This window comes from Burkholderia sp. 4NA327C6 (assembly GCF_005502655.1).
In the GTDB taxonomy this organism is placed as follows: Bacteria; Pseudomonadota; Gammaproteobacteria; order Burkholderiales; family Burkholderiaceae; genus Burkholderia; species Burkholderia contaminans.
Genome location: NZ_SCNZ01000012.1, coordinates 57,032 through 83,046, shown reverse-complemented (window position 1 = coordinate 83,046; position 26,015 = coordinate 57,032). Strand labels below are relative to the sequence as shown.

General features: G+C 68.2%; 21 protein-coding genes. 17 read left to right on the top strand and 4 right to left on the bottom strand.

Annotated features, from left to right (window positions below; translation table 11 throughout):
* Positions 1–37: 37 nt before the first annotated feature.
* A complete protein-coding gene (locus FFS49_RS14715) occupies positions 38–1,000 on the bottom strand; it encodes a LysR family transcriptional regulator (RefSeq protein ID WP_039346271.1) in 963 nt (320 codons plus the stop codon).
* A 261-nt stretch (positions 1,001–1,261) separates the two neighbouring features.
* Here FFS49_RS14715 and FFS49_RS14710 point away from each other — a divergent pair, with 261 nt between their 5' ends.
* The 9 genes from FFS49_RS14710 to FFS49_RS14670 all read left to right on the top strand — a co-directional run bounded on the left by FFS49_RS14710 (position 1,262) and on the right by FFS49_RS14670 (position 14,269).
* Positions 1,262–3,394 (top strand): 3-hydroxyacyl-CoA dehydrogenase NAD-binding domain-containing protein, encoded by a 2,133-nt coding sequence (locus FFS49_RS14710; RefSeq protein WP_105816759.1) that lies wholly within the window; start codon positions 1,262–1,264, stop codon positions 3,392–3,394.
* Positions 3,395–3,423: 29 nt separating this feature from the next.
* Positions 3,424–4,632, top strand: coding sequence for an acyl-CoA dehydrogenase family protein (locus FFS49_RS14705; protein ID WP_039346268.1), 1,209 nt, complete (start codon positions 3,424–3,426; stop codon positions 4,630–4,632).
* A 14-nt stretch (positions 4,633–4,646) separates the two neighbouring features.
* Entirely contained in the window at positions 4,647–5,783 is a 1,137-nt protein-coding gene (locus tag FFS49_RS14700; protein ID WP_105816760.1) for an acyl-CoA dehydrogenase family protein, read from the top strand.
* 31 nt (positions 5,784–5,814) lie between these two features.
* Positions 5,815–7,020 (top strand): CaiB/BaiF CoA-transferase family protein, encoded by a 1,206-nt coding sequence (locus tag FFS49_RS14695; protein WP_071335157.1) that lies wholly within the window; start codon positions 5,815–5,817, stop codon positions 7,018–7,020.
* A gap of 120 nt (positions 7,021–7,140) precedes the next feature.
* The gene (locus FFS49_RS14690; RefSeq protein ID WP_071335156.1) at positions 7,141–7,446 is read left to right on the top strand and encodes a DUF485 domain-containing protein; all 306 of its coding nucleotides are present in this window, start codon (positions 7,141–7,143) and stop codon (positions 7,444–7,446) included.
* A gap of 11 nt (positions 7,447–7,457) precedes the next feature.
* Positions 7,458–9,143 (top strand): cation acetate symporter, encoded by a 1,686-nt coding sequence (locus FFS49_RS14685; RefSeq protein ID WP_105816761.1) that lies wholly within the window; start codon positions 7,458–7,460, stop codon positions 9,141–9,143.
* Between the two features lie 357 nt (positions 9,144–9,500).
* On the top strand, positions 9,501–10,790 hold the full coding sequence (locus FFS49_RS14680; RefSeq protein WP_039346259.1) for a dicarboxylate/amino acid:cation symporter: 1,290 nt from the start codon (positions 9,501–9,503) through the stop codon (positions 10,788–10,790).
* 4 nt (positions 10,791–10,794) lie between these two features.
* Positions 10,795–12,819: an ATP-binding protein gene (locus FFS49_RS14675; protein ID WP_105816762.1), complete on the top strand. Its 2,025-nt coding sequence runs from the start codon at positions 10,795–10,797 to the stop codon at positions 12,817–12,819.
* Between the two features lie 94 nt (positions 12,820–12,913).
* Positions 12,914–14,269 (top strand): sigma-54 dependent transcriptional regulator, encoded by a 1,356-nt coding sequence (locus FFS49_RS14670; protein WP_105816763.1) that lies wholly within the window; start codon positions 12,914–12,916, stop codon positions 14,267–14,269.
* Between the two features lie 97 nt (positions 14,270–14,366).
* Here the strand turns inward: FFS49_RS14670 and FFS49_RS14665 are convergent, their stop codons facing one another.
* Complete coding sequence (locus tag FFS49_RS14665; protein ID WP_039346524.1) at positions 14,367–14,903, bottom strand: TlpA disulfide reductase family protein; 537 nt, start codon at positions 14,901–14,903, stop codon at positions 14,367–14,369.
* Positions 14,904–15,063: 160 nt separating this feature from the next.
* Between FFS49_RS14665 and FFS49_RS14660 the strand changes: the two genes are divergently transcribed.
* Positions 15,064–15,636, top strand: a complete 573-nt coding sequence (locus FFS49_RS14660) for a hypothetical protein (RefSeq protein WP_105816764.1) — start codon at positions 15,064–15,066, stop codon at positions 15,634–15,636.
* Positions 15,637–15,969: 333 nt separating this feature from the next.
* Here FFS49_RS14660 and FFS49_RS14650 read toward each other — a convergent pair whose 3' ends face one another.
* Both FFS49_RS14650 and FFS49_RS14645 read right to left on the bottom strand, forming a co-directional pair.
* Complete coding sequence (locus tag FFS49_RS14650; RefSeq protein WP_105816765.1) at positions 15,970–17,601, bottom strand: YifB family Mg chelatase-like AAA ATPase; 1,632 nt, start codon at positions 17,599–17,601, stop codon at positions 15,970–15,972.
* A 311-nt stretch (positions 17,602–17,912) separates the two neighbouring features.
* The gene (locus tag FFS49_RS14645; protein ID WP_006489451.1) at positions 17,913–18,164 is read right to left on the bottom strand and encodes an accessory factor UbiK family protein; all 252 of its coding nucleotides are present in this window, start codon (positions 18,162–18,164) and stop codon (positions 17,913–17,915) included.
* Positions 18,165–18,519: 355 nt separating this feature from the next.
* On the opposite strand from FFS49_RS14645, the gene FFS49_RS14640 reads away from it, so the two are divergent.
* The 7 genes from FFS49_RS14640 (at position 18,520) to ptsP (ending at position 25,945) form a co-directional block, all read left to right on the top strand.
* Positions 18,520–18,858, top strand: coding sequence for a P-II family nitrogen regulator (locus FFS49_RS14640; RefSeq protein ID WP_006398175.1), 339 nt, complete (start codon positions 18,520–18,522; stop codon positions 18,856–18,858).
* Between the two features lie 37 nt (positions 18,859–18,895).
* Positions 18,896–20,410, top strand: a complete 1,515-nt coding sequence (locus tag FFS49_RS14635) for an ammonium transporter (protein WP_071335128.1) — start codon at positions 18,896–18,898, stop codon at positions 20,408–20,410.
* 244 nt (positions 20,411–20,654) lie between these two features.
* Complete coding sequence (gene gshA, locus FFS49_RS14630) at positions 20,655–21,944, top strand: glutamate--cysteine ligase (RefSeq protein ID WP_105816766.1); 1,290 nt, start codon at positions 20,655–20,657, stop codon at positions 21,942–21,944.
* Between the two features lie 26 nt (positions 21,945–21,970).
* Positions 21,971–22,927 carry a glutathione synthase gene (gene gshB, locus FFS49_RS14625; RefSeq protein ID WP_039346241.1) on the top strand — a complete coding sequence of 319 codons (957 nt, stop codon included), beginning with the start codon at positions 21,971–21,973 and terminating at the stop codon, positions 22,925–22,927.
* 230 nt (positions 22,928–23,157) lie between these two features.
* Positions 23,158–23,628: a PTS fructose transporter subunit IIA gene (locus tag FFS49_RS14620; protein WP_039346239.1), complete on the top strand. Its 471-nt coding sequence runs from the start codon at positions 23,158–23,160 to the stop codon at positions 23,626–23,628.
* Positions 23,629–23,701: 73 nt separating this feature from the next.
* Complete coding sequence (locus FFS49_RS14615; RefSeq protein ID WP_006477716.1) at positions 23,702–23,971, top strand: HPr family phosphocarrier protein; 270 nt, start codon at positions 23,702–23,704, stop codon at positions 23,969–23,971.
* A 201-nt stretch (positions 23,972–24,172) separates the two neighbouring features.
* Positions 24,173–25,945: a phosphoenolpyruvate--protein phosphotransferase gene (gene ptsP, locus FFS49_RS14610; protein ID WP_039346522.1), complete on the top strand. Its 1,773-nt coding sequence runs from the start codon at positions 24,173–24,175 to the stop codon at positions 25,943–25,945.
* Positions 25,946–26,015 lie beyond the last annotated feature (70 nt).

Below are 26,015 nucleotides of genomic sequence, written 5' to 3'. Positions count from 1 at the left end.
ACGGTGCCGGCGAAACGCGGCTGCCCGCCCCGGCGCGCTATTGTCGCCGCGCGCCCGGCGGCTTGTCACCCGACAGGAAACCCTGACGCATCGCGCCGGGCCCGCCCCGGCCGGTCTTTCCGGCCTGTTCGAGGATGAACTCTATGAATGTCGACGTCGCACGCGTGTGGTGCCGGTTCGGCATGTAGAGCATGTACATGTGCGTGCCGAAGATGCTGAGCCGGTACGCGTCGAGCGACGTGACGACCGTGCCGCGCCGGATGTCGTCCTGCATCACGTAGTCGGGCACGATGCCGACCCCGATCCCGCCGAGGATCGCCTGCCGCAGGAACAGGAAGTTCTCCGAAATCAGCGTGGGCTCGAGCAGCACCTCGTGGCGTTCGTCGCCGAGATACGCGGCGATCCTGAGCTGCCGGCCCATTACCGTCGCGGTGACGACGGGGGCGGCGGACAGCGCGCCGAGGCTCGCCGGCATCCCGTGCTCGGCCGCGAATTCGGCGGACGCGCACGCGACGTAGCGCACCGCGCCCATGTCGCGCGCGACGAGGTTCTGCGGCGGCTCAGGCATCACGCGCACCGCGATGTCGATCTCGTCGCGCATCAGGTCTTCCACGCGGTTCTCGAACACGACGTCGAGCACGATGCCCGGATGCAGCCGCTTGAACGCGAGCAGCCAGTCGGACATCACCATCTGCCCGTAGCCGCTCGGCACCGACAGCCGCACGCGGCCCTGCAGGTCCTGGCCGAGCGTCGTCACCGATTCCTGCGCGGCGAGCAGTTCGTTGCGGATGCGCCGGCCGTGCTCGTACAGCTTCAGCCCGATCTCGGTCGGCTCGATGCGCCGCGTCGTGCGCCGCACGAGCTGCTGGCCGATCGAGCGCTCGAGCTGGTTCAGCCGGTAGCTGACGTTTGCGCGGCTCATCTTGAGCCGCTGCGCGGCCTTGCTGAGATTGCCGGCGTCGAGGATCTCGACGAGCAGCGTCAGCGCGTTCAGGTCCATGCGTCGCGTCTCCTGATCCGTCCCGCTGATGAATCTCGCTCGCGGCCGGAAGCATTCAGTGTCAAGTCAGACTTGACAGCTTGTAAAAGCGGAAGGGAATTGTCAATGAATCTCGATCAATCGAGAATCAGGTCATGCCCGGCGTACGGCCGGATCTTGTCCCGCTTCGTGCGGGACCGGGGCCGGTGCCCCGGCGCCGCTCGCGTGGCCGTGAGCCACGAACCGGCGTCGACGCATCGGTCGCCGCGTCAAGGAGACACGATGAACTCACCCGCTTCCCCCGCCAGCCCGGCCGGCACCGTCACGCGCGAACGGCGCGACAAGGTGCTCGTCGTCACGATCGACCATCCGCCCGTCAACGCGCTGTCCGCCGACGTGCGGCGCGGCCTCGCCGATGCGATCGACGCCGCGCACGCCGACGACGCGATCCGCGCGGTGCTGATCGTCGGCGCCGGCCGCAACTTCATCGCGGGCGCCGACATCCGCGAATTCGGCAAGCCGATCGTGCCGCCGTCGCTGCCCGACGTGTGCGAGCGGATCGAATCGGGCACGAAGCCGGTCGTGGTCGCGCTGCACGGCGCGACGCTCGGCGGCGGCCTCGAAGTCGCGCTCGCCGCGCATTACCGGCTCGCGGTGCCGGGCGCGAAGCTCGGGCTGCCGGAAGTCACGCTCGGCCTGCTGCCCGGCGCGGGCGGCACGCAGCGCGCGCCGCGCCTGATCGGTGCGAAGGCCGCGCTCGACCTGATGCTGACGGGCCGCCATGCGAGTGCCGAGGAAGCGCTCGCGCTCGGCCTCGTCGATCGCATCGCGCACAGCGACGACACGCTCGCTGAAGGCCTCGCCTATGCGCAGGAACTCGTGTCGCTCGGCGCGCCGGTGCGCCGCACGCGCGATGCGCAGGGCCTGGCCGACCGCGCGACCGCGCAGGCTGCGATCGATGCGGCGCGTGCCGAGCTGCCGAAGAAATCGCGTGGCCTGTTCTCGCCCGCGAAGATCGTCGACGCGGTCGAGGCCGCGCTCACGCAGTCGTTCGACGCGGGGATGAAGCTCGAGCGCAGCCTGTTCCTGCAGTGCATCGACAGCCCGCAGCGCGCGGGCCTCGTGCATGCGTTCTTCGCGGAGCGCGAAGCGGCGAAGGCGCCCGAGGCACGGCGCGCGAGCGCGCGGCCGGTCGAGCGGATCGGCGTGGTCGGCGGCGGCACGATGGGCGCGGGCATCGCGGTCGCGGCGCTCGATGCCGGGCTGCCGGTGACGATGATCGAACGCGACGAAGCCTCGCTCGCCCGTGGCCGAGCGCACGTCGAGAAGGTATATGACGGCCTCGTCGCGAAAGGGCGGATGACGCCGGCCGCACACGCGGCGCGGCTCGCGCGCTTCAAGGGCAGCACGTCGTACGACGCGCTTGCGCAGGCCGACGTCGTGATCGAGGCCGTATTCGAGGACATGGCGGTGAAGAAGGGTGTGTTCGCCGAATTCGCGCGCGTGTGCAAGCAGGGCGCAGTGCTCGCGACCAACACGTCGTATCTCGACATCGACGAACTGGCCGCGAGCATCGACCGGCCGGCCGACGTGATCGGCCTGCATTTCTTCTCGCCGGCCAACGTGATGAAGCTGCTCGAGATAGTCGTGCCGGCGCGCGTGAGCGCGGACGTCGTCGCGACCGCGTTCGCACTGGCCAAGCAGCTGAAGAAGACGCCGGTGCGCGCGGGCGTGTGCGACGGCTTCATCGGCAACCGGATCCTCGCGGTCTATCGCACGGCGGCCGACTACCTGATGGAAGACGGCGCGTCGCCGTACCAGATCGATCGCGCGGTGCGCGAATTCGGTTTCCCGATGGGCCCGTTCCAGGTCGTCGACCTCGCGGGCGGCGACATCGGCTGGGCGACCCGCAAGCGCCGCGCGGCGACGCGCGACCCGCGCTCGCGCTACGTGGAGATTTCCGACCGGCTGTGCGAGCGCGGCTGGTTCGGCCAGAAGACGGCGCGCGGCTACTACCTGTATCCGGACGGCGCGCGCGTCGGCGCACCGGACCCGGAAGTCGAGACGATCGTCGCCGAAGAACGCGCGAAGAAGGGCATCACGCCGCGCACGTTCACCGACGACGAGATCCTGCGCCGCTACCTCGCCGCGATGATCAACGAAGGCGCGAACGTCGTGCACGAGAAGATCGCGCTGCGCCCGCTCGATGTCGATGCGGTGTTCCTGTACGGCTACGGCTTCCCGCGCTATCGCGGCGGCCCGATGCATTACGCGGACACGATCGGCCTCGCGAACGTGCTCGCCGATATCCGCGCGTTCGCGAAGGAAGATCCGCTGTTCTGGAAGCCGTCGCCGCTGCTCGTCGATCTCGTCGCGCGCGGCGCGGATTTCGCGAGCCTGAACCGCATCGACTGAACGCCCACCGCATTCGCCACGGACCGAAGATGGACCTCAATTTCACCCCTGAAGAGGAAGCCTTCCGCACGGAAGTGCAGCGCTTCCTGCAAGCCGAACTGCCCGCGCGCATCGCGCGCAAGGTGAAGGGCGGCCTGCATCTCACGCGCGACGACATGCGCGAATGGCACGCGATCCTCAACGCGCGCGGCTGGCTCGCGAGCCACTGGCCGCGCGAATACGGCGGCCCCGGCTGGAGCGTCGCGCAGAAGTTCCTGTTCGACAACGAATGCGCGCTCGCGGGTGCGCCGCGCATCGTGCCGTTCGGCGTGAACATGCTCGGCCCCGTGCTGATCAAGTACGGCAACGAGGCGCAGCAGCGCCACTGGCTGCCGCGCATCCTCGACGGCACCGACTGGTGGTGCCAGGGCTACTCGGAGCCGGGCGCCGGTTCCGATCTCGCGGCGGTGAAGACGAGCGCGGTGCGCGGCATCGACGCGCAGGGCGAGCACTATCTCGTGAACGGCCAGAAGACGTGGACCACGCTCGGCCACTACGCGAACATGATCTTCTGCCTCGTGCGCACCGCGACCGACGTGCGCAAGCAGGAGGGCATCAGCTTCCTGCTGATCGACATGAACACGCCGGGTGTCGAGGTGCGCCCGATCATCACGCTCGACGGCGAGCACGAAGTCAACGAGGTGTTCTTCACCGACGTGCGCGTGCCTGCGGCAAACCTCGTCGGCGAAGAGAACCGCGGCTGGACCTACGCGAAATACCTGCTCACGTACGAGCGCACCAACATCGCGGGGATCGGCTTCTCGACGGCCGCGCTCGACCGGCTGCGCGCGGTGGCCGCGAAGGTCACGAAGAACGGCCGGCCGCTCGCGGACGATCCGTTCTTCGCGGCGCGCGTAGCACGCGTCGAGATCGAGCTCGAGAACATGCGCACGACCAACCTGCGCGTGCTGGCCGCGGTCGCGGGCGGCGGCGCGCCCGGAGCGGAAAGCTCGATGCTCAAGATCCGCGGCACGCAGATCCGCCAGGAGATCACCGCGCTGATGCGGCGCGCGATGGGGCCGTACGCGCAGCCGTTCGTCGAGGAAGCGCTCGATGCCGACTACGACGGCGAGCCGGTCGGCCCGGACGACGCCGCGAGCGCCGCGCAGCAGTATTTCAACAACCGGAAGCTGTCGATCTTCGGCGGCTCGAACGAGATCCAGAAGAACATCATCGCGAAGATGATGCTCGGGCTGTAACGAGGGACGCGACGATGGATTTCCAGCACACAGAAGACCGCCGGATGCTGGCGGATACGTTGAACCGCTTCATCGCCGAGCAGTATGCGTTCCCGGTGCGCGATCGCATCGCGCAGTCGGCCGAGGGGTTCGATCGCGCGATGTGGCGGCGCTTTGCCGAACTCGGCACGGTCGGCGCGCTGTTTGCCGAAGCCGACGGCGGGTTCGGCGGCGCGGGCTTCGACATCGCCGTGGTGTTCGAATGCCTCGGGCGCGGGCTCGTCGTCGAGCCGTTCCTCGGCGCGCTGCTCGCGGGCCGTGCGCTGTCGCTCGCCGGCGGCGCCGCGCATCGCGACTGGCTGGCCGCGCTGATCGACGGCCGCGCGAGCGCCGCGTTCGCGCATGACGAGCCGGGCTCGCACTACGAACTGACGACCGTGCGCACGCGTGCCGAACGCTCGGGTGACGGCTGGGTGCTGACGGGCGCGAAGGGTGTCGTCGACCAGGCCGCGCAGGCGGCGTTCTTCGTCGTCAGCGCGCGCGTGTCGGGTCATGACGACGATGCAGCCGGCATCGGCCTGTTCGTCTTGCCGGCCGATGCACCGGGCGTATCACTGCGCGACTACCGGAAGATCGACGGCGGCCGCGCGGCCGAGGTGCGCTTCGAACGCGTCGTGCTGCCGGCCGATGCCGCGCTCGGCGCGCACGACGGCGAGGCCGGCGCGGAGCTGCTCGAACGCGTGCTCGGCTACGGGCTGCTCGCGCTGTCGGCGGAAGCGCTCGGCGCGATGGATGTGGCGAAGGAGTACACGCTCGACTACCTGCGCACGCGCAAGCAGTTCGGTTTGCCGATCGGCAGCTTCCAGGCGCTGCAGCACCGGATGGCCGACCTGCTGCTCGAAGTCGAGCAGGCGCGCTCGGCGGTGATCAACGCGGCCGCGCAGCTCGATGCGCCGCGCGTGGTGCGCGAACGCGCGCTCGCCGCCGCCAAATACAGCATCGGCCGGATCGGCACGCTCGTCGCGGAGGAGAGCATCCAGCTGCACGGCGGGATCGGGATGACGTGGGAGCTGCCGCTGTCGCACTACGCGAAGCGGCTCGTGATGATCGATCACCAGCTCGGCGACGAGGATCATCACCTCGTGCGCTACATCGCGCTGTCGAAACAGTAAATAACGAACGACGCGAATGGAGGAGACAAGGATGACGAACGAATCGCGCGCATTGCCGCTGGCCGGCGTGAAGGTGCTCGATTTCTCGCGCGTGCTCGCGGGCCCGTGGTGCGCGATGGTGCTCGCCGATTTCGGCGCGGAAGTGATCAAGGTCGAGCATCCGGCGCGCGGCGACGACACGCGCGACTGGGGCTTGAGGATCGGCGACACCGAGACGACCTACTTCAACAGCGTAAACCGCAGCAAGCGCTCGATCTGTCTCGACCTGCAGACCGAAGCAGGGCGGCGCCTTGCACGCGAGCTGGCCGCGCAGGCCGACGTGGTGCTCCACAACTTCAAGTTCGGCGGCGCGGAAAAGCTCGGGCTCGGCTACGATGCGCTGGCCGAGCTGAATCCGCGCCTCGTGCACTGCGCGATTTCCGGCTACGACCGCTCGGGCACCGAGGCCGCGCGGCCCGGCTACGACCTCGTCGTGCAGGGCGAGGCCGGGCTGATGGCGCTGAACGGCGAGGCAGGCCAGCCGCCCTTGAAGTTCGGCGTCGCGGCGGTCGACCTGTTCACCGGCATGTATTCCGCGCAGGCGATCCTCGCCGCGCTGTACGAGCGCCATGCGACGGGGCGCGGGCGGCGCATCGAGATGGCGCTGTTCGACTGCGGGCTGATGATCACCGCGTACTACGGGCTCGACGCGCTGCTGATGGGCGAGGACCCGCCGCGCTACGGCAACGCGCATCCGTCGGTCGTGCCGTACGGTGTGTTCGACGCGGCCGACGGCCCGCTCGTGATCACGGTCGGCAACAACACGCAGTTCGCGCGTTTCTGCGACGCGATCGAGCGGCCCGATCTCGCGGCCGACGCGCGCTACAAGACCAACCTCGGCCGTTCGGAAAACCGCGCCGAGCTGCTGCCCGAGATTTGCGGCGAACTCGCACGCCGGCCGCGCGCGGCGTTGCTCACGGCGCTCGCCGATGCAGGCATTCCGTGCGGCGAAGTGCTCGGGCTGCACGAAGCGCTGAAGTCGGAACGCGCGACGCGCGCGGGGCTCGTCACGCGACAGCCGCACCCGGTCGCGGGCGGCGTCGACGTGCTTGCGCCACCGTATCGCTTCGATGGGGCGCGGTTGCCGGTGCGCGGTGCGCCCCCGGTGCTCGGCGCGGATACGGACGCGGTGCTCGGCGGCTGGCTCGGGATGTCGGCCGACGAGGTCGCGCGGCTGCGTGCGGATCGCGTGGTCTGAGCGCACGCCCATGCACGGGCAGAACACATTGCATTGCACCGCCGCGGCGCGGGCGGATCGGTTGACGCGCCGGCCATCCACAAGACACGCCTTGCGAACAGACGAGGCGAAGGAGACACCATGGAGCTTTCCGTCATCGAATCGGTCACGGCGCGCCGCGACTACCAGCAGCTCGTGCGGGCGCGGCGCCGCTTCAGCTTCACGCTGACGGCGCTGATGATCGCCACGTACTACGGCTTCATCCTGCTCGTTGCGCTCGCGCCGCACGTGCTCGCCGCGCCGCTGTACCGCGGTGCGACGATGACGGTCGGGATCGCCGCGGGCGTCGCGATCATCCTGGTCGCGATCGGCCTGACCGCGTGCTACGTGCTGCGCGCGAACCGTGCGTTCGACCGCCGCGTCGACGCGATCCTGCAGCGTTCGTGACGGAGGCCGACATGCGACGACTCTCGACGGCGCTCGGCGCGCCTGCCGTTCTCGCTTCCTCCGCCGCGCACGCGGTATCGGTCGCGGGCCCGATGCCCGACAAGGTCGAACTGAACCCGGTCGCGATCGGGATGTTCTTCGCGTTCGTGTTCGCGACGCTCGCGCTCACGCGCTGGGCCGCGCGCCGCACACGCTCGACACGCGACTTCTATACGGCCGGCGGCGGCATCACCGGGCTGCAGAACGGGCTGGCGATCGCGGGTGACTACATGTCGGCCGCGTCGTTCCTCGGGCTGTCCGGGATGGTGTTCATGTTCGGCTTCGACGGGCTCATCTACTCGATCGGCTTTCTGGTCGGCTGGCCGTTCGTGATGTTCCTGATCGCCGAGCCGCTGCGCAACCTCGGCAAGTTCACGTTCGTCGACGTCGTCGCGTACCGCTTCGCGCAGCGGCCGATCCGGCTGCTGACGTCCGCGAATTCGCTGACCATCGTCGTGCTGTACCTCGTCGTGCAGATGGTCGGCGCGGGCAAGCTGATCCAGCTGCTGTTCGGGTTGTCGTACGGCACGGCCGAGCTGATCGTCGGCGTGCTGATGGTCGTCTACGTGTTCTTCGGCGGGATGACGGCCACCACCTGGGTGCAGGTGATCAAGGCCGTGCTGCTGCTGTGCGGCGCGACGCTGCTCGTCGTGCTCGCGCTCGGCGAATTCGGCTTCAGCGTCGACGAGATGTTCCGCCGCGCGGTGGCCGTGCATCCGGGCGCGCTGTCGATCATGGGCCCCGGCAAGCTGATCCGCGATCCTGCGAACGCGCTGTCGCTCGGCATCGCGCTGATGTTCGGCACGGCCGGCTTCCCGCACATCCTGATGCGCTTCTTCACGGTGCCGAACGCGAAGGAGGCGCGCAAGTCGGTGCTCTACGCGACCGGCTTCATCGGCTACTTCTACCTGCTGACCTTCGTGATCGGCTTCTCGGCGATCGTGCTGCTCGCGCAGCATCCGGAGTTCTTCAAGGTCGGCGCGAACGGCACGTTCAACCTGACGCACGACCTGCTCGGCGGCTCGAACATGGTCGCGGTGAAGCTCGCGCAGGCGGTCGGCGGGAACTGGTTCTACGGGTTCATCGCGGCCGTCACGTTCGCGACGATCCTCGCGGTGGTCGCGGGCCTGACGCTTGCCGGCGCGACGACGATCTCGCACGACCTGTATGCGCAGATGTGGGCGCGCGGCAAGCCCGACGAACGCGTCGAGATGCGCATTTCGCGCGCGGCGACGATCGCGCTGTCGGCGGTCGCGATCGGGTTGTCGATCCTGTTCGAACACGTGAACGTCGCGTTCATGGTCGGCCTCGTCGCGGCGGTGGCCGCGAGCGCCAATTTCCCGGTGCTCGCGATGTCGATCTTCTGGCGCGGGATGACGACGCGCGGCGCGGTGCTCGGCGGGGGGCTCGGCCTCGTGTCGGCGGTCGCGCTCACGGTGCTGTCGAAGTCGGTGTGGGTCGACGTGCTGCACCACGCGCACGCGCCGGTGTTCCTCGACAACCCGGCGCTCGTGTCGGTGCCGCTCGCCTTCATCGGGATCGTCGTCGGCTCGCTCGCGGATCGCGGCGAGCGCGCACGCCGCGAGCGCGACGCGTTCACGCAGCAGGAGTTCTACGCGCAGACGGGCGTGCTGGCCGGCCGGGCCGTGCAGCATTGATTCGTCTGATGAAACGATGCCTCCGTCCGGATCGCCGGACGGATATTTTCCGGAAATCCGGAATCCCGGATTTCCTTGCCTGCCGCATTATGAGAAATACAATGAATACAAAGGTTTGACGGGTTTCAGGAACCTGGCATTGACCTTGCAATATAAAGCGCACGGCCATCCCACGGCCGAACTACTACAGCAAGCAAGGAGACAATCGATGACCACTGCCTTCCTCCCCCTCCGGACGTCCTGAGGCATCGCTTGTTGCGGCACGGCAGCCGCGCGGGCGAATGCCTTTCCCCTGAGACATTCGTCCGCGCGCGTGACGCCGTTTCCATCGGCTCATCTACTTCTGCAGGAACCATCGTGAAGAAGAAACCCTTCTACAAAGTGCTCTATGTGCAGGTGATCTTCGCCATCATCGTCGGCGTGATCCTCGGCCACTTCTACCCGTCGATCGCCACCGACATGAAGCCGCTCGGCGACGGCTTCATCAAGCTGATCAAGATGGTGATCGGCCCGATCATCTTCTGTACGGTCGTCACCGGCATCGCCGGCATGGAGGACATGAAGAAGGTCGGCCGCGTCGGCGGCAAGGCGCTGCTGTACTTCGAGATCGTGTCGACCTTCGCGCTGGTGCTCGGCCTCGCGGCCACGCACATCCTGCGTCCGGGCGTCGGCTTCAACATCGATCCGGCGACGCTCGACGGCAAGGCCGTCGCGTCGTACGCGGCGAAGGCGCACGGGCAGTCGACGGTCGACTTCCTGATGCACATCATCCCGAACACGATGGTCGATGCATTCGCGCAGGGCGAAATCCTGCAGATCCTGCTGATCGCACTGCTGTTCGGCAGCGTGCTCGCGCACCTCGGCGAGCGCGGCAAGGTCGTCACCGACTTCATCGACGGGCTCACGCGCGTGCTGTTCGGCATCGTGCACATCGTCACGAAGCTGGCCCCGATCGGCGCGTTCGGCGCGATGGCGTTCACGATCGGCAAGTACGGCGTCGGCTCGCTGGTGCCGCTGCTCAAGCTGATCGGCACGTTCTACCTGACGTCGGTCGTGTTCGTGCTGGTCGTGCTCGGCACGATCGCGCGCTTCACCGGCTTCTCGATCATCCGCTTCGTGTCGTACATCAAGGAAGAGCTGCTGATCGTGCTCGGCACGAGCTCGTCGGAAGCCGCGCTGCCGCAGCTGATGGAAAAGCTCGAGAAGGCAGGCTGCTCGCGTTCGGTCGTCGGCCTCGTCGTGCCGACCGGCTATTCGTTCAACCTCGACGGCACCAACATCTACATGACGATGGCCGTGCTGTTCATCGCGCAGGCGACCAACATCGAACTGACGTGGATGCAGCAGCTCACGCTGCTGGCCGTTGCGATGCTGACGTCGAAGGGCGCGAGCGGCGTCACGGGCGCGGGCTTCATCACGCTCGCCGCGACGCTGGCCGTCGTGCCGACGATCCCGCTGTCGGGCATGGTGCTGATCCTCGGTATCGACCGCTTCATGAGCGAGTGCCGCGCGCTGACCAACATCGTCGGCAACGGCGTCGCGACGGTCGTCGTGTCGGCCTGGGAGAAGGAACTCGACCGCAACAAGCTGCGCCAGGCGCTGAAGGGCGGCGGCGAAGTGACGCCGACCGAGACGGCCGGCGTCTGACGGCATGAAGGAGCAGGCGGCGGCACCGCCCGCCGCCGGCGCGGCCCGCGGCGGCCAGCGCAGAGGGGCGGGGGCCTATGACACAATAGGCGATCCGCATCGCCAGGAAGCCTCGACCGTGACGCGCCGCCTGCTCATTCTCGTCGTGCTTGCCGCCGCGCTAGCCGCGGCGTGCGCGCTGACGTGGACGATCACCTGGCGGCGCGGCGTCGCCGAGCTGCAGCGCAACGCCGCGGTGCGCGTCGACCGCACCACCAACGCGCTCAAGAGCACGCTCGACCGCTACGAGTCGCTGCCCTATCTGCTCGGCAGCCACCCGTACGTGCAGGAGCTGCTTGCCGATCCGAAGCGCGCCGACTACACCGGGCGCGTCAATCGCTATCTCGAAGACCTCAACGAACACGCGCACGCGACCGTCACCTACGTGATCGGCGCGGACGGCCTGTGCGTCGCCGCCAGCAACTGGCGTGCGCCCGACAGCTTCGTCGGAACCGAATACCGTTTCCGCCCGTATTTCCTCGACGCGATGAACGGCCAGGTCGGCCGCTTCTTCGGGATCGGCACGATCTCGCGCGATCCGGGCTACTACATCTCGCAGCCGGTGTGGCGCGACGGCAAGATCGCGGGCGTCGTCGTCGTGAAGCTCAATCTCGAATGGTTCCAGGGCGCCGATGCGTCCGAGCCGCTCGTTGTCGCGGACGATCACGGCGTCGTGTTCCTGTCGTCGGTGCCCGCATGGAAGTACCACACGCTGCGGCCGCTCACGGGGCCCGTCGCCGAGTCGATCTACGAGACGCGCCAGTACGCGCAGCAGCCCGTCACGCCGCTGCCGCTGCGCATCGAGCAGGTGCTCGGCCCCGATGCGGAGATCGTGCGCCTCGGAGCGGCCGGCATAGGCCCCGGCTTGCGCGCGCCGCGCTACCTCGCGAGCAAGCGCCGGATCGGCGAGCCCGACTGGCTGCTCGTCACGCTCGCGCCGATCGCGCCCGTCGACGCCGATGCGCGCAACGCGACGATCGTCACCGGTTTCGGCTTCGTGTCGGTCGCGCTGCTCGCGTTCTACTGGCGGATGCGCCGCGCGCGCGTGCGGGAAATGATCCGCGGCCGCGCGCTGCTGCAGCAGGCCTATGCGGAGCTGAACCGGCGCGTCGAGGAGCGCACGGCCGACCTGTCGGAGGCGAACGAGCAGTTGCAGAAGGAAGTCGGCGACAGGATCCGCGCGGAGCAGGAGCTGCGCGCCGCGCACGACGAACTGATCCAGGCGAGCAAGCTCGCCGCGCTCGGTCAGATGGCGGCCGGCATCACGCACGAACTGAACCAGCCGCTCGCGGCGCTGCGCAGCTTCTCGGACAACACGCGCGTGCTGCTCGATCGCGGCGAGCAGGCGGCCGCGCGCGAGAACCTGGAGGCGATCGCCGCGCTCACCGAGCGGATGGGCAAGATCACGAACCAGCTGAAGCTGTTCGTCGGCCGCGCGAAGCCGCGCAACGAGCAGGCGCTCGTCGTGCGCGCGCTGCGCAGCGTGCTGTCGCTGCTCGACGAGCGCCTGCGCGGCGTTGCGCTCACGCTGACGCTCCAGGACGCGACCGTGTCGCCCGCGCACGATGTGCCGCTCGACCTGGCGCGCGACTATCCCGAGCTCGTCGCCCGTTGCGAGGATCTGCGCCTCGAACAGGTGCTGATCAACCTGCTCGGCAACGCGCTCGACGCGGTCGCGGGCGTGGCGGCGCCGGCGATCGAGGTGACGATCGCGGTGTCGGCGGCCACGCTCGCGGTCGAGGTGCGCGACAACGGAAGCGGCATCGCGCCCGACCTGCTGCCGCGCCTGTTCGAGCCGTTCTTCACGACCAAGGAAATGGGGCGCGGGCTCGGGCTCGGCCTCGCGATCTCGTCGTCGATCGCGAGCGATGCGGGCGGTGCGCTCACAGCGCGCAACGCGCCCTCGGGCGGCGCGCTGTTCGTCTTGACGCTGCGGCGCGCCCGCACGCATCATCCGGACTCCGTGTCCGAGCCGGCGGGCTCGCGCTAGGCGCGCCACGCCGCCCGCCCGATCGGCGCACGATCGGTATCAACGACGCCGCGCGCGCTGCCGCCGCGCGGCCCGTCAGGAGCAAGTGAGTACGATGGCCAACCGGCTGCAAGTGATCTATATCGAAGACGATGCGCTCGTTCGCCGCGCCAGCGTGCAGAGCCTTCAGCTGGCGGGGTTCGACGTCGCCGGCTTCGAGTCGGCCGAAGCGGCCGAGAAGGCGATCGTCGCGGATACCGCCGGCGCGATCGTCAGCGACATCCGGCTGCCCGGCGCGAGCGGGCTCGACGTGCTCGCGCAGTGCCGCGAGCGCGTGCCCGACGTGCCCGTGATCCTCGTCACCGGGCACGGCGACATCTCGATGGCCGTGCAGGCGATGCGCGACGGCGCGTACGACTTCATCGAAAAACCGTTCGCGGCCGAGCGCCTGATCGAGACGGTGCGCCGCGCGCTCGAGCGCCGCGAGCTCGTGCTCGAGAACCACGCGTTGCGGCGCGAGCTGGCAGGGCAGAACGTCGTCGCGCCGCGCATCATCGGCCGCAGTCCGGCAATCGAGCAGGTGCGCAAGCTGATCGCGAACGTCGCGCCGACCGATGCGTCGGTGCTGATCAACGGCGACACCGGCGCCGGCAAGGAGCTGATCGCGCGCAGCCTGCACGAGCTGTCGCCGCGCCGCGACAAGCCGTTCATCGCGGTGAACTGCGGCGCGCTGCCCGAGCCGATGTTCGAGTCGGAGATGTTCGGCTACGAGCCCGGCGCGTTCACCGGCGCCGCGAAGCGCCGCGTCGGCAAGCTCGAATATGCGTCCGGCGGCACGCTGTTCCTCGATGAAATCGAAAGCATGCCGCTCGCGCTGCAGGTGAAGCTGCTGCGCGTGCTGCAGGACGGCGTGCTGGAGCGGCTCGGCTCGAACCAGCCGATCCGCGTGAACTGCCGCGTGGTGGCGGCTGCGAAAGGCGACATGAGCGAGCTCGTCGCGGCCGGCACGTTCCGGCGCGACCTGCTGTACCGCCTCAACGTCGTGACGATCGCGCTGCCGCCGCTCGCCGAGCGCCGCGAGGACATCGTGCCGCTGTTCGAGCATTTCATGCTCGATGCGGCCGTGCGCTACGCGCGGCCCGCGCCGGTGCTCACCGACCGGCAGCGCGCGAGCCTGATGCAGCGCGACTGGCCCGGCAACGTGCGCGAGCTGCGCAACGCGGCCGACCGCTTCGTGCTCGGCGTGGCCGACATGCCGCAGGAGACGGGCGCGAGCGGCGACAACGCCGACAACGAGCAGACGCTGAAGGAGCGCATCGAGCAGTTCGAGCGCGCGGTGATCGCCGAGGCGCTGAACCAGACGGGCGGCGCGGTCGCCGCGACGGCCGACCGGCTGCATGTCGGCAAGGCGACGCTGTACGAGAAGATGAAGCGCTACGGGCTGTCGGCGAAAGGCGAAACCGAGCGCTGAAAAGCAAACGGACCGCGGAACCGGGTTGCCCGGTCATGCGGTCCGTCGTGCGGGGAAGGGCGCGGTGCGCGGCCCTTCGAGCCGGATCGGGCGGCGCTCAGGCCGCGTTGCCGTCGAGTGCCTTCTTGAGCAGTGCGTCGAGTTCCGCGAACTGCGGCGCGCCGACGTAGCGCTTCAGGATCTTGCCGTCCTTGTCGACGACGAAGGTGGTCGGCGTGAGCTGCACGTTGCCGAACTGCTTCGCGACGCTGCCGTCGTCGAGCGCGACCTTGAACGGCAACTGGCGCGTCTGCGCGTAGTTCGCGACGTACATCGGCGGATCGTAGTTCATCGCGACCGCGACGAATTCCAGACCCTGACCCTTGAAGCGGTTGTAGGTATCGACCATCTGCGGCATTTCCTGCATGCAGGTTGCGCAGCTCGTCGCCCAGAAGTTCACGAGATAGACCTTGCCTTTCAGATCGCCTGCAGTCGAGACCTTCTGGCCCGACAGCAGCGTGAACGTGGCGTCCGGCACGCTGGACTTGCCGTTGAATGCGAAGAAGCCGGCGACGGCGATCGCCGCGACGACGACGGCGGCGACGATGTAGCGGGCGGGGCCGGCGCTGCGCCGGACGGGAGGCGTGGTGTTCATCTGGTGCTCTCGGAGTCGGTCGATGACGCGGATCAATGCAAAGGACATCGAAATTCGACGCTCATTTTAGCGCGAATGCGGCTTGCGCACCGACGGCGGGCACACATCCCGGATTTCACGTTCAGCGGATAATGCCCGTTTTGCCTGCCCGATCCACGCCATGCCGAAGGAAGTCATCGTTTCGTTGCGCCCCCTTTTTCGCCCGTTGCGACACTTCGCCGCGCTCGCGTGCGTGAGCGCGGCACTGGCCGCGTGCTCGCCGTCGTACGACTGGCGCACGCTGCACAACGATGCCGGCTACACGATCGACCTGCCGGCGAAGCCGACCGTCGAGGAGCAGCCGGTGGCGATCGGCGGCACGTCGATGCCGATGCGGATGCAGGCCGCGCACGTCGACGGCGCGGTGTTCGCGGTCGGCACGCTGACGCTGCCGGACGACCGTGACGACACGCGCCGCGCGGCGCTCGAGTTCTTGCGCGCCGGGCTGTCCCGCAACCTCGCGGGCGCGCCGCAGACGGCGTCGGTGCCCGTGCCGCTCGCGGCCGGCGGCGCGGTGAACGGGCTCGAGCTGCGCGTCGCGGGCGCGGCGGCCGGCGGCGATCGCACGCACAAGACGATCGTCGCGCGGCTCGCCGCGCGCGGCCGGCACGCGTACCAGGCTGTCGTGATTGCCGACGGGCCGCTCGCGCAGGAGCAGCTCGACCAGTTTTTCGGGTCGTTCAAACTCGACTGACGGCGGCCGGCGAGGGCGCTCAGACACGCGGTGGCAACTGAAAGTTCATTCGCAGCTTTCGACGCTAGTCGCCGGATTTTGCGAGGTTTTTTCGGCTATCCACAGCGCATGTGGATAACTTTGTTGAAAAGTTGCCCGGATTTCCCGCCAAGCCGCGCGGGACGGCCTTCCGGCCTGTTTGGTCGCTCGCTTGCCTTTTGGGAAAGGTGAATCAAAACAAGGAGATACGGATTCCGTGCCGCAAAGGTCTCACCGAGCCCTGATCCGGGGCCGGATTCGCGGAATTGTGCATAAGTCAAGTCTTGACAGCCGGATTTTGTCCTCCGAGGGCGTTCAAAGCGCCGTCAGCGCGCGCCGGTAGCGGATCGCTTCGGCGATCTGCGCGGCCGTCGGCAGCGGGTCGCCGGCCAGGTCGGCGATCGTCCGCGCGACCTTCAGCACGCGGTAATACGCGCGCGCCGACCAGCCGAAGCGCTCGCCGGCCTCGCGCAACAGCCGTTCGCCTTCGTCGGTCGGCCGGCACAGGTCGTCGGTCTCGCGGCCGCTCAGCATGTGGTTCGTCTTGCCCTGCCGATCGAGTTGCAGCGCACGCGCCTGCGCAACCCGCGCGGCGACCGCGGCACTCGGCTCGCCGGGCGCCGATGTGCGCGTCGCCAGTTCGGCGGGCGACAGCGCGGGCAGGTCGATCTGGATGTCGATGCGATCGACGAGCGGCCCCGACAGCTTGCGCAGGTAGCGTGCGGCGACGTCAGGCGAGCAGCGGCAGCGCCCCGACGGATCGCCGTGCCAGCCGCACGGGCACGGATTCATCGCGGCAATCAGCTGGCAAGCGGCCGGAAAGTCGGCCTGCTGGGCCGCACGTGAAATCGTGATGCGGCCGGCCTCCAGCGGCTCGCGCAGCATTTCGAGCACGTGCCGGTCGAATTCCGGGAGTTCGTCGAGGAACAGCACGCCGAGGTGCGCGAGCGTGATCTCGCCCGGTTGCGGCGGGTTGCGGCCGCCGACCAGCGCGGCGGCGCTCGACGAGTGATGCGGCGCACGGAACGGCCGCCGGCGCCACTGCGTGGGCGAGAAGCCGAGGCGGCTCGCGGAGAGGAGCGCCGCCGACGTCAGCGCCTCGTCGTCGGTCAGCGGCGGCAGGAGGCCCGGCAGCCGTGCGGCCAGCATCGACTTGCCGGCCCCCGGCGGCCCGACCATCAGCATGTGATGGCCGCCCGCGGCCGCGACTTCCAGCGCGCGGCGGGCGCCGCGCTGGCCGACCACGTCGGCGAGATCGGGCGCGGCCGGCATCGGCAGGCCGTCGAGGCACGGCGCCGCGACCGGCGCGAGCCGCCCGTCGGGCGCGCCGGTGAGGTGCGCGCACAGCGCGGGCAGGTCCGGCGCGCCGAACACGGTGACGCCCGGCACGAGCGCGGCCTCGGCGGCGCTGGCGAGCGGCAGGTACAGCTCGGGGGCGTTCGACGCGGCGGCGGAGTGCGGCTGCGGGCCGGCCTCCCGGCCACCGTCGCCTGAACCGGAGAACGTGCCGGAACCCAGGCCGGAAGCCGCGCCGCTTTCCGCCACCTGCCAATCCCGCGCCACGCCGCACGCCATCGCGAACGCGCCGCGCATCGGCCGCAGCGCGCCCGTCAGCGACAGTTCACCCGCGAATTCGCGGCCGGCCAGCGCGTCGGCCGGGATCTGGCCGTTCGCGGCGAGGATGCCGAGCGCGATCGGCAGGTCGAACCGTCCCGACTCCTTCGGCAGGTCGGCCGGCGCGAGGTTGACGGTGATGCGGCGCACGGGGAAGTCGAAGCCGCAGTTCTGCAGCGCGGCGCGCACCCGCTCGCGGCTTTCGCGGACTTCGAGATCGGGCAGGCCGACGATCGAGAACGACGGCAACCCGTTGGCGAGATGGACTTCGACGGTGACGTCCGGCGCACGGCCGGAGGCGGGCGCGCGACTGCGCACCACGGCGAGCGACATGGCGAGGCTCCTGAAAAAAGACGGACGACGGCCGTTCGAGGCCGCATGCCGCGGGAATCGGAGGAACGGTGCGCGCTTGCCGGCGTGGCGCGGGGAAAGAACGAGGAACAGCGGAACGACGGACTGCGAAGAGCGAAGAACAGCGAAGAGCGATGAACAGCGAACAGCGGGGGTACTGCGTAGAACGACGGACGACGAAGAGCGGTACGGTGACTTCAGTGCTTCAGTGCTTCAGTGCTTCAGTGCTTCAAGGCGGCGGGCGCGGGCCGCGCGAGGCGGCCCGCGCCCGGACCTTGCGGCCGGGCAGGGCGTCAGGCTTGCGGCGCGGCGAGCTTCTGCTCGAGTTCCGCGACGCGTTTCTCGAGCTCCTCGAGGCGCACGCGGGTGCGGGCGAGCACCTGCGCCTGCGTGTCGAATTCCTCGCGCGTGACGAGATCGAGTTTCGAGAAGCCTTGCGACAGCATGGCCTTCACGTTGCGCTCGACGTCCTTGGCCGGCGAGTTTTTCAGCAGATCGCTGACGCGCGACTGCAGATCGTTGAAAACGTCGCTGGGTTGCTTCATGTGATTCCCCTTCCTTGCACAAAAAATGTGCATCTTCAGTTGCGTACGTGCCCATGATGCACGCATGACCGGAAATGGTGCGCCCGGAGCGCGAATTCCGGGCATGGCGCCCGCATGGGTGAATGCCCCGGCGATCCGGGACGTGCGTGCACTCTAGCAACGATCCTTTCGCCGCGCCAGCAAACCGGGCCACGTTGGCCATTCGGCCGGGCTTCCGCGCCTTACATCGCGCGATGCGACCCCTTGATGAAGCCCTTTGAAACGGTGCTCGAACCGACTTGGCATGCGAGTTGCTGAGAAGAGTCCGTTACAACATTCCAACCAATTCGACGGGACAACTCTGCGAGAGGACTTCATGAAACTCATTACCGCAATCATCAAGCCGTTCAAGCTCGATGAGACGCGCGAAGCGCTGTCGGCGCTTGGCGTCTCGGGCATCACGGTGACGGAGGTGAAAGGGTTCGGGCGCCAGAAGGGGCATACCGAGCTGTACCGCGGCGCCGAATACGTGGTCGATTTCCTGCCGAAGATGAAGATCGAGGCGGCCGTGTCGGACGATCTCGTCGACCAGGCGGTGGAAGCGATCGAGCGGGCCGCGCGCACCGGCAAGATCGGCGACGGCAAGATCTTCGTCACGCCCATCGAGCAAGTGATCCGGATTCGCACCGGGGAGACCGGCGCTGACGCGCTGTAACAGAACAGACAAGACAAGCGACAAGAGGAAACCCAAGATGCGCAAACTTCTGATGTCCCTGCTGATGGCCGGCTCGCTGATCGCGGCCGGCGTCGGCTCCGCGCTCGCCGACGACGCGGCGTCCGCCGCGGCTGCGTCCGCGCCCGCCGCAACGGCTTCCGACGCATCGGCTGCTGCCGCGCCGGCCGCTTCGGCACCGGCTGCCACCGACGCCTCCGCAACCGCCGCTGCCGCCGCACCGGCCTCGGGCGCCACCGACGCGTCGGCTGCCGCCGCTGCTTCGGCACCGGCCGCTCCCGCTGCGCCGACCGCCCCGTTCTCGGTCGATTCGTCGAAGATCAGCGCGGGCGACACCGCGTGGATGCTGACGTCCACCGCGCTCGTGCTGTTCATGACGATCCCCGGCCTCGCGCTGTTCTACGCGGGCATGGTCCGCAAGAAGAACGTGCTCGCGACCGTGATGCAGAGCTTCGCGATCACCGCGGTGATCACGGTGCTCTGGACGGTGGTCGGCTACAGCCTCGCGTTCACGCCGGGCAGCGGCTTCATCGGCGGCCTGTCGCGCGCGTTCCTGCACGGCATGAACTACATCCACGGCGACAAGGCGACGACGCTGACCGTCAGCCACCTGGCACCGACGATTCCCGAATCGGTCTACTTCGTCTACCAGATGACGTTCGCGATCATCACGCCGGCGCTGATCTGCGGCGCGTTCGCCGACCGGATGAAGTTCTCGGCGATGCTCGTGTTCATGACGCTCTGGTCGCTGATCGTCTACGTGCCGATCGCGCACATGGTGTGGGAGCCGACCGGCTGGCTGTCGGCTGACGGCGTGCTCGACTTCGCGGGCGGCACGGTGGTGCACATCAACGCAGGTATCGCGGGCCTCGTGTCGTGCCTGGTGCTCGGCAAGCGCGTCGGCTACGGTCGTGAATCGATGGCGCCGCACAACCTCGTGCTGACGATGATCGGCGGCTCGATGCTGTGGGTCGGCTGGTTCGGTTTCAACGCGGGCTCCGCAGTCGCGGCCGACGGCCGTGCCGGCTTCGCGATGCTGACGACGCAAGTCGCGACGGCGTGCGCGGCGCTCGGCTGGATGTTTGCCGAATGGATCGCGAAGGGCAAGCCGTCGGTGCTCGGCATCGTGTCGGGCGCGGTCGCGGGTCTGGTGGCGATCACGCCGGCAGCCGGCTTCGTCGGCGTGGCAGGCGCGCTCGTGATCGGTATCGCGGCGGGCGTCGTGTGCTTCTGGTCGGCGACGTGGCTCAAGTCGAAGCTCGGCTACGACGATTCGCTCGACGCGTTCGGCGTGCACGGCATCGGCGGGATTCTCGGCGCACTGCTGACCGGCGTCTTCGCGGTCAAGGATATCGGCGGCGCCGACGGCAGCCTGCTGCTGCAGGCGAAGGGCGTCTTGATCACGCTGGTCTACAGCGGCGTGCTGAGCTTCGTGCTGCTGAAGCTGATCGACCTGACGATCGGCCTGCGCGTGTCGGAAGAAGAAGAGCGCGAAGGCCTCGACGTGATCCTGCACGGCGAGCATGTCGAATAAGTCACAAGGATGACCGGCGGGCCGCCGCGACGACGGCGCCCGCCATGAATGAGCGCAGCGACTTGGGCCCGCCTCACCCGGCGGGCTTTTTTTCTTCTGTCACGCGCTGCCGTAGCGGATAACCCTTCACTCTATCGGGTCAATAGCCGAAAACTTCCTCCATATCCTTGTGAAGCCGGGAACAATCCCCAAATGGGCAGGGCAATTGCTCTACAATCTTCATTCTCCCGCTCGCGAGTGATTCATGGTTCCCCACCTCGTTACCGCGTTGAACGGTCCGCTGCTCGAACTCGAGCAGAAGATCCTCGACGCGACGCCTGCGATCGAACGCTGGTTCAGGCTCGAATGGCAGGAACACACCCCGCCGTTCTATTGTTCGGTGGACCTGCGCAACGCCGGCTTCAAGCTGGCGCCCGTCGACGCGAACCTGTTTCCCGGCGCGTTCAACAACCTGCCGTCCGAAGTGCTGCCGCTCGCCGTGCAGGCGGCGATGGCCGCGATCGAGAAGATCTGCCCGGACGCGAAGAACCTGCTCGTGATTCCCGAGCTGCCGACCCGCAACGCGTTCTACCTCGAAAACGTCGCACGTCTCGCCACGATCATGCGCCAGGCCGGCCTGAACGTGCGCTTCGGCTCGCTCGACCCGAGCATCACCGACATGACGCCGATCACGCTGGCCGACGGCCAGAAGATCGTGCTCGAACCGCTCGAGCGTTCGCAGCGCCGCCTCGGCCTGAAGAATTTCGATCCGTGCTCGATCCTGCTGAACAACGACCTGTCGGCCGGCATTCCGGCCGTGCTGGAAAACCTGCACGAGCAGTACCTGCTGCCGCCGCTGCACGCGGGCTGGGCCGTGCGCCGCAAGTCGACGCATTTCTCGTGCTACGACGACGTCGCGAAGAAGTTCGCGAAGATGGTCGGCGTCGATCCGTGGATGGTGAATCCGTATTTCGCGCACGTGGAAGGCGTCGACTGGCAGGCGCATGAAGGCGAGCAGGCGCTCGCCGATGCGATCGACGGCGTGCTGAAGAAGATCGCGCGCAAGTACCGCGAATACGGGATCAGCGAGAAACCGTACGTCGTCGTGAAGGCCGACGCGGGCACGGCGGGGCGCGGCGTGATGACCGTGCACGATGCGGCCGAGATCGGCCGCATGTCGAAGGCCGAGCGCACGCAGATGGCCGAGTCGAAGGCCGGCCTCGCGGTGCGCGACGTGATCGTGCAGGAAGGCGTGTATACGTTCGAGCGCGTCGGCGACGAAGTCGCCGAGCCCGTCGTGTACATGATCGACCGCTACGTGGTCGGCGGCTTCTACCGCACGCACGCCGGCCGTGAGCGCGACCAGAACCTGAACGCGCCCGGCATGCACTACGTGCCGCTCGGCTTCGAGCACACCGCGCTGCCGGATGCGGGCGCGAAGCCGGGCGCCGCGCCGCCGAACCGCTTCTACATGTACGGCGTCGTCGCGCGGCTGTCGCTGATCGCGTCGTCGATCGAACTGGAAAAGACCGACCCCGAAGCCATCCAGGTGTAACGGACCTTCGCTACGTACAGGACCTCATGGACATTCTCTTTATCGCCGACCCGCTCGAGCGCTTCAAGATCTACAAGGATTCGACCTACGCGATGATGGCGGAGGCGGCGCGGCGCGGGCATGCGGTGTACGCATGCGAGCCGCACCAGCTCGCGTGGACGGGTTCGGGCGTCGAGGCGGACGTGCAGCGCGTGACGATCGTCGGCGATACGGCCGATCTGCACCGCCATCCGTGGTACGAGGCGGCCGCGCACGAATCCCGTGCGCTGACGTCGTTCGGTGCGGTGCTGATGCGCAAGGATCCGCCGTTCGACATGGAATACGTGACGGCCACGTGGATGCTCGAGCTTGCCGAGCGGGCGGGCGCGCACGTGTTCAACAAGCCGCAGTCGATCCGCGATCACTCGGAAAAGCTCGCGATCGGCGAGTTTCCGCAATTCGTCGCGCCGACGCTCGTCACGCGTGATGCGGCGCGCCTGCGCGCCTTCCACGCCGAGCATGGCGACGTGATCGTCAAGCCGCTCGACGGCATGGGCGGGATGGGCGTGTTCCGTGTGAAGGCCGACGGGATGAATCTCGGCGCGATCATCGAGATGCTCGGCCACGACGGCACGCGCTCGCTGATGATCCAAAAGTTCATTCCGGAGATCAAGGCAGGCGACAAGCGCATCCTGCTGATTGCGGGCGAACCGGTGCCGTTTTCGCTCGCGCGGATTCCGCAGGGCAGCGAAGTGCGCGGCAATCTCGCGGCGGGCGGGCTCGGCGTGGCGCAGCCGCTGACCGCGCGCGATCGCGAGATCGCCGAAACGCTCGGGCCCGTGCTCGCGGCACGCGGGTTGCTGCTGGTCGGCCTGGATGCGATCGGCGACTGGCTGACCGAGGTGAACGTCACGAGCCCGACGTGCTTCCGCGAGATCATGGAGCAGACGGGCTTCGACGTCGCCGCAATGTTCATCGACGCGCTGGAGCGGGCAGCCGCGTAGGCTGCTTTCCCGCGCAACCCCGGCGGCGGCCGCGCAGGTCCCCCGTCGCCGAGCAGTTCGACCGGCCTGCTACAATGCCCGCTTGCCCGGTGCCGCGCTCGCGCACCCAAGGCCCGGCGGTCGGGCCGAAACTGTTGCAAGGCTGAACATGGAACGTTTCCCACACTCGCTACGCTCATTGCCCCGCCGCGGGGTATTGGCCCGCCAGGGGCGGCCGGGAGCGATCTGACATGGCCGGGATCCTGATCATCGCGCACGCCCCGCTCGCCACCGCGCTGCGGGACTGCATCGCGCACATCTATGGCGGCGTGCCCGCCCGCATCGGCTGTATCGACGTGATGGCGGACAGCGACCCGACCCAGGTGATGGCGTTCGCGCATGCGGAGCTCGCGCGTCTCCGGGAAGAGAACGGCGTGGTCGTGCTGACCGACATGTACGGCGCGACCCCCGCGAACATCGCGGGCCAGCTCGCGAAGCTCGACAACGTGCGCGTGCTCGCGGGCGTGAACCTGCCGATGCTCGTGCGTGCCGTCTGCTACCGCACCGTGCCGCTCGACAAGCTGGTCGACAAGGCGCTGTCCGGCGGCGCGAAGGGCGTGCACGAGGTGTCGGCCGGCACGCCGCCGCCGCCGAGCGAAACCGGCTGCGGCCAGTGCGCGCCGATTCCGCCCGAACCGCAGCCGCGCACCGAATCGCACTGAGCCTCCGTTTTCCGTTTTAGACCGACCCGCCTGCGCGCGCCGCCGGCGGTCCCGACCGACCCGACCGAGAATCATGCTTCAACAAGAAACCACCATCGTCAATAAATTGGGGCTCCATGCGCGCGCATCGGCCAAGCTTACGCAACTGGCCGGCAACTTCCAGTCGGAAGTCTGGATGACACGCAACGGGCGCAAGATCAATGCGAAGAGCATCATGGGCGTGATGATGCTGGCGGCCGGCATCGGCAGCACCGTGACGATCGAGACCGAAGGGCCCGACGAGCGGGAAGCGATGGACGCGCTGCTGAAGCTGATCGCCGACAAGTTCGGCGAAGGCCAGTGATCCTCGCGCGGGATCGTTGCCGTTTCCAGTCAGAATGCCGCGAATTCCGCGGCATTTTTTTCGTCGGAAGCATTGATGCGGAATGCGCAATGCTGCGGTGCATGCAGTCAGCGGGGAGTCGCGGAATTTATAATCGCTAACCGGGGTCATAAGCGCATCGCAGCAGTGTGCCGCGGCTTTACTTGTACAGAGGAGGTGCGCGTGTCCTTCACGCTGCATGGCATTCCCGTCTCACGTGGTATCGCGATCGGGCGAGCGTATCTGATCGCGCCGGCGGCGCTCGACGTCGCCCATTACCTGGTCGAGGCAAACCAGATCGATGCGGAGGTCGAGCGCTTCCGCACCGCGCTCGAGGTCGTGCATCACGAACTCGAAGCGCTGCGCGCCGACCTGACCGACGACACGCCGAGCGAAGTCGGCGCATTCATCGACGTCCACGCGATGATCCTGAGCGACGAGATGCTCGTGCAGGAAACCATCGACCTGATCCGCACGCGCCGCTACAACGTCGAGTGGGCGCTGACCGAGCAGCTCGAGCTGCTCACGCGCCACTTCGACGATATCGAGGACGAATACCTGCGTGAGCGCAAGGCCGACATCGAGCAGGTGGTCGAGCGTGTGCTGAAGGCGCTCGCCGGCGCACCGTCCGCGTCGCAGGCGCTCGACCGTGCGGCCAAGAACGGCACGAACGAGATGATCGTCGTCGCGCACGACATCGCGCCGGCCGACATGATGCAGTTCAAGTCGCAGTCGTTCCAGGCGTTCGTCACCGATCTCGGCGGGCGCACGTCGCACACGGCGATCGTCGCGCGCAGCCTCGGCATTCCGGCCGCGGTCGGCGTGCAGCATGCGAGCGCGCTGATTCGCCAGGACGACCTGATCATCGTCGACGGCGACCAGGGCATCGTGATCGTCGATCCGGCGCCGATCGTCCTCGAGGAATATTCGTACCGGCAGTCCGAGAAGCTGCTGGAGCAACGCAAGCTGCAGCGCCTGAAGTTCTCGCCGACGCAAACGTTGTGCGGCACCAAGATCGAGCTGTACGCGAACATCGAGCTGCCCGACGACGCGAAGGCGGCCGTCGAGGCCGGCGCGGTCGGCGTCGGCCTGTTCCGTTCCGAGTTCCTGTTCATGCATCAGAAGGAGATGCCGGAGGAGGAGGAGCAGTTCGCCGCGTACAAGCGGGCTGTCGAGTGGATGAAGGGCATGCCGGTGACGATCCGCACGATCGACGTCGGCGCGGACAAGCCGCTCGAGGCGCTCGACGAAGGCTACGAGACGGCGCCGAACCCCGCGCTCGGCCTGCGCGCGATCCGCTGGAGCCTGTCCGAGCCGCAGATGTTCCTCACGCAGTTGCGCGCGATCCTGCGCGCGTCCGCGTTCGGCCAGGTGAAGATCCTGATCCCGATGCTCGCGCACGCGCAGGAGATCGACCAGACGCTCGACCTGATCCGCGAGGCGAAGCGCCAGCTCGACGACGCGGGGCTCTCGTACGACCCGAACGTGCGCATCGGCGCGATGATCGAGATCCCGGCCGCGGCGATCGCGCTGCCGCTGTTCCTGAAGCGGTTCGATTTCCTGTCGATCGGCACGAACGACCTGATCCAGTACACGCTCGCGATCGACCGCGCGGACAACGCGGTCGCGCACCTGTACGACCCGCTGCATCCGGCCGTGCTGCACCTGATCGCCTATACGTTGCGCGAAGCGAAGCGCGCGGGCGTGTCCGTGTCGGTATGCGGGGAAATGGCGGGGGACCCGGCGCTCACGCGTCTGTTGCTCGGGATGGGGCTCACCGAGTTCTCGATGCACCCGAGCCAGTTGCTGGTCGTGAAGCAGGAGATCCTGCGCGCCCACCTGAAGGCGCTCGAAAAGCCGACGGCCGACGTGCTCGCCGCGTTCGAGCCGGAGGAAGTGCAAGCCGCGTTGCAGCGCCTGTCGGTGGCGGAGCCGCGCGCGGATGCGGCTGCGTAGCAGGCGCCCGCGTCTGCGCTAATCGTAGCGAAGTGTCACCATGCATGCGCCGCCGGGCGCATGCCCGTCG

Bases quoted from the DNA above. Each gene is read 5' to 3' on its own strand.
- gshA (WP_105816766.1), top strand. From the start codon at position 20,655: ATGGTTCCCCACCTCGTTACCGCGTTGAACGGTCCGCTGCTCGAACTC.
- FFS49_RS14700 (WP_105816760.1), top strand. From the start codon at position 4,647: ATGGATTTCCAGCACACAGAAGACCGCCGGATGCTGGCGGATACGTTG.
- gshB (WP_039346241.1), top strand. From the start codon at position 21,971: ATGGACATTCTCTTTATCGCCGACCCGCTCGAGCGCTTCAAGATCTAC.
- FFS49_RS14620 (WP_039346239.1), top strand. From the start codon at position 23,158: ATGGCCGGGATCCTGATCATCGCGCACGCCCCGCTCGCCACCGCGCTG.
- FFS49_RS14695 (WP_071335157.1), top strand. From the start codon at position 5,815: ATGACGAACGAATCGCGCGCATTGCCGCTGGCCGGCGTGAAGGTGCTC.
- FFS49_RS14670 (WP_105816763.1), top strand. From the start codon at position 12,914: ATGGCCAACCGGCTGCAAGTGATCTATATCGAAGACGATGCGCTCGTT.
- FFS49_RS14660 (WP_105816764.1), top strand. From the start codon at position 15,064: ATGCCGAAGGAAGTCATCGTTTCGTTGCGCCCCCTTTTTCGCCCGTTG.
- FFS49_RS14650 (WP_105816765.1), bottom strand. From the start codon at position 17,601: ATGTCGCTCGCCGTGGTGCGCAGTCGCGCGCCCGCCTCCGGCCGTGCG.
- FFS49_RS14690 (WP_071335156.1), top strand. From the start codon at position 7,141: ATGGAGCTTTCCGTCATCGAATCGGTCACGGCGCGCCGCGACTACCAG.
- FFS49_RS14665 (WP_039346524.1), bottom strand. From the start codon at position 14,903: ATGAACACCACGCCTCCCGTCCGGCGCAGCGCCGGCCCCGCCCGCTAC.
- FFS49_RS14685 (WP_105816761.1), top strand. From the start codon at position 7,458: ATGCGACGACTCTCGACGGCGCTCGGCGCGCCTGCCGTTCTCGCTTCC.
- FFS49_RS14710 (WP_105816759.1), top strand. From the start codon at position 1,262: ATGAACTCACCCGCTTCCCCCGCCAGCCCGGCCGGCACCGTCACGCGC.
- FFS49_RS14635 (WP_071335128.1), top strand. From the start codon at position 18,896: ATGCGCAAACTTCTGATGTCCCTGCTGATGGCCGGCTCGCTGATCGCG.
- FFS49_RS14675 (WP_105816762.1), top strand. From the start codon at position 10,795: ATGAAGGAGCAGGCGGCGGCACCGCCCGCCGCCGGCGCGGCCCGCGGC.
- FFS49_RS14615 (WP_006477716.1), top strand. From the start codon at position 23,702: ATGCTTCAACAAGAAACCACCATCGTCAATAAATTGGGGCTCCATGCG.
- FFS49_RS14645 (WP_006489451.1), bottom strand. From the start codon at position 18,164: ATGAAGCAACCCAGCGACGTTTTCAACGATCTGCAGTCGCGCGTCAGC.
- FFS49_RS14640 (WP_006398175.1), top strand. From the start codon at position 18,520: ATGAAACTCATTACCGCAATCATCAAGCCGTTCAAGCTCGATGAGACG.
- FFS49_RS14715 (WP_039346271.1), bottom strand. From the start codon at position 1,000: ATGGACCTGAACGCGCTGACGCTGCTCGTCGAGATCCTCGACGCCGGC.
- FFS49_RS14705 (WP_039346268.1), top strand. From the start codon at position 3,424: ATGGACCTCAATTTCACCCCTGAAGAGGAAGCCTTCCGCACGGAAGTG.